2 protein-coding genes are annotated in these 863 nt (G+C 60.8%); both read left to right on the top strand.

Translation table 11 applies throughout. The annotated features are described in order from the left end of the window. Nucleotides 1-454: TIM barrel protein (locus EN893_RS35960; protein ID WP_164901488.1), on the top strand; the 454-nt coding region annotated here is incomplete at its 5' end. A gap of 227 nt (nt 455-681) precedes the next feature. Further along, a partial coding sequence (locus tag EN893_RS35970; RefSeq protein ID WP_164901489.1) for an NAD(P)-binding domain-containing protein occupies nt 682-863 on the top strand: 182 nt, incomplete at its 3' end.

The raw sequence follows: 863 nt of genomic DNA on the forward strand, positions 1-863 counted from the left end.
CAAGGTGCTGGAGGATGTCTTTGCCGAAAACCTCGCCTTCGCGGCGGAAAAGCTGGAGCAGGCCGGCATCAGGCTGCTGATCGAGCCGATCAACACGCGCGATATTCCGGGCTTCTTCCTCAACTACTCCGACCAGGCGCTAGCGCTGATCGATCGCGTCGGCTCGAAAAACCTGTTCCTGCAATACGACATCTATCACATGCAGATCATGGAGGGGGATCTCGCCCGTACCATCGAGGCAAACCTTGACCGCATCGCGCATATCCAGCTTGCGGACAATCCCGGCCGTCACGAGCCGGGGACGGGCGAGATCAATTTTCCCTTCCTGTACGAGCATATCGACCGCATTGGTTATGCCGGATGGGTCGGGGCGGAATACAAGCCGAAGGCCGGGACGGAAGCTGGGTTGGGGTGGTTTCGGGATTTGAGCGGGCAGGGAAGCGCTGCGGCTTAGCGGCGATCGCAATAGAAGTCGCGTTCCTTCGCGCCCCCCTCTGGCCTGCCGGCCATCTCCCCCACGGGTGGGGAGATCGGCAGCTTCGGCGTCGGCTCGCAACTTTGGCAGCTTCAACAATTGGCCAAGGCAGTGGTGATGTCCAATCTCCCCCTGGTGGGGGAGATGTCCGGCAGGACAGAGGGGGGCGTGACAGAACGCGACCTAACAAAAGACGGAGAAAACAAATGGAAACCATCGGTTTCATCGGCCTTGGCATCATGGGCGCGCCGATGGCGGGGCATCTGCTGGACGCGGGCTATCATGTCATCACCAGCGATCATCGATCGAAACCCTCCACCGATCTCGTCACCAAGGGCCTGAAGACCGTCACCGGCCATGCCGCCGTGGCCAAGGCCGCCGACATCAT

Origin of the sequence: Mesorhizobium sp. M7A.F.Ca.CA.004.04.2.1, from assembly GCF_004022825.1 — a bacterium.
Taxonomy (GTDB): Bacteria; Pseudomonadota; Alphaproteobacteria; order Rhizobiales; family Rhizobiaceae; genus Mesorhizobium.